The 1,846-nt window shown below is 63.3% G+C and carries 1 rRNA gene; it reads right to left on the bottom strand.

Going from position 1 to position 1,846, the window contains the following annotated elements:
* Window positions 1-161: 161 nt before the first annotated feature.
* Window positions 162-1,667: ribosomal RNA gene (locus AB5202_RS09725) — 16S ribosomal RNA — on the bottom strand.
* Window positions 1,668-1,846 lie beyond the last annotated feature (179 nt).

Here is a 1,846-nt window from a genome sequence, read left to right as displayed (position 1 = left end):
CTCTTCCATCTCTCTCCTATCGCTATGCGGCTCTCAAGGTACGCGGGTGCGACCCCGGGGACCGGGTGCTGCGGGGAATCATCCGTGGCGGGACATCTACCGGACGGGCTCCTGCCCTCTATTCGAGTTAAGTTGATCTCTCTAAGAATGTGTCTCCCTAGAAAGGAGGTGATCCAGCCGCACCTTCCGGTACGGCTACCTTGTTACGACTTCACCCCCCTCACCCTCCACACCTTCGGCGCCTCCCCCCTCTCGGTTGGGCCGGCGACTTCGGGTGCAGACGACTCGGGTGGTGTGACGGGCGGTGTGTACAAGGCCCGGGAACGCATTCACCGCGGCATGCTGATCCGCGATTACTAGCAACTCCGACTTCATGGGGGCGGGTTGCAGCCCCCAATCCGAACTGGGGCCGGCTTTCCGGGATCCGCTCCCCCTCGCGGGGTGGCATCCCTCTGTACCGGCCATTGTAGCACGTGTGCAGCCCAGGGCATAAGGGGCATGATGACTTGACGTCGTCCCCGCCCTCCTCCGCCTTGACGGCGGCGGTCCCGCGTGGGTTCCCGGCATCACCCGATGGCAACACGCGGCGGGGGTTGCGCTCGTTGCGGGACTTAACCCAACATCTCACGACACGAGCTGACGACAGCCATGCACCACCTGTATGGGCTCCTCTCGGCCACGGGGTCTCCCCCGCTTCACCCATATGTCAAGCCCTGGTAAGGTTCTTCGCGTTGCTTCGAATTAAGCCACATGCTCCGCTGCTTGTGCGGGCCCCCGTCAATTCCTTTGAGTTTTAGCCTTGCGGCCGTACTCCCCAGGCGGGACGCTTAATGCGTTGGCTGCGGCACGGGGGGATCGTCCCCCCACACCTAGCGTCCATCGTTTACGGCTGGGACTACCAGGGTATCTAATCCTGTTCGCTCCCCCAGCTTTCGCGCCTCAGCGTCGGTCTCGGCCCAGAGGGCCGCCTTCGCCACCGGTGTTCCACCCGATATCTGCGCATTCCACCGCTACACCGGGTGTTCCACCCTCCCCTACCGGACCCAAGCCGCGGAGGTTCCGGGGGCTTCGGGGGGTTGAGCCCCCCGCTTCGACCCCCGGCCTGCCGGGCCGCCTACGCGCGCTTTACGCCCAATGAATCCGGATAACGCTCGCCCCCTACGTATTACCGCGGCTGCTGGCACGTAGTTAGCCGGGGCTTCTTCTGCAGGTACAGTCTTGACTCTTCCCTGCTGAAAGCGGTTTACGACCCGAAGGCCTCCGTCCCGCACGCGGCGTCGCTGCGTCAGGGTTCCCCCCATTGCGCAAGATTCCCCACTGCTGCCTCCCGTAGGAGTCTGGGCCGTGTCTCAGTCCCAATCTGGCCGGTCGGTCTCTCAACCCGGCTACCCGTTGTCGGCACGGTGGGCCGTCACCCCGCCGTCTACCTGATGGGCCGCGGAGCCATCCCCTCCCGTCGGGGCTTTAGCCGGGGCGCCATGCGGCACCCCGGGGTATCCGGTATTACCCGTCCTTTCGGGCGGCTATCCCGGGGGAGGGGGCAGGTTCTCCACGTGTTACTCAGCCGTTCGCCACTCGCTTCCCTCCGGAGAGGGGTGCCGTTCGACTTGCATGTGTTAGGCGCGCCGCCAGCGTTCATCCTGAGCCAGGATCGAACTCTCCGTCCAAAATATATGGGCTTCGAGCCCGTCCGGTCCTCTCAGTCATTCGCTGATCGGTTCCGTTCGATTCATATGGTTTTAATATAGGAAAAGGAATTTCTCGGGGCCGCCTCTCGGCGGCCTTGCGAAAAACAAATCCAAGTTAGACCATTTCAAATGGTTCGATGTCTGCCCGGATGCGACAC

The organism is Collinsella aerofaciens (assembly GCF_040915545.1).
GTDB lineage: Bacteria > Actinomycetota > Coriobacteriia > Coriobacteriales > Coriobacteriaceae > Collinsella > Collinsella aerofaciens_BE.
The sequence above is the reverse complement of the archived record's forward strand: the minus strand, read 5'-3'. Positions and strand labels throughout refer to the sequence as shown.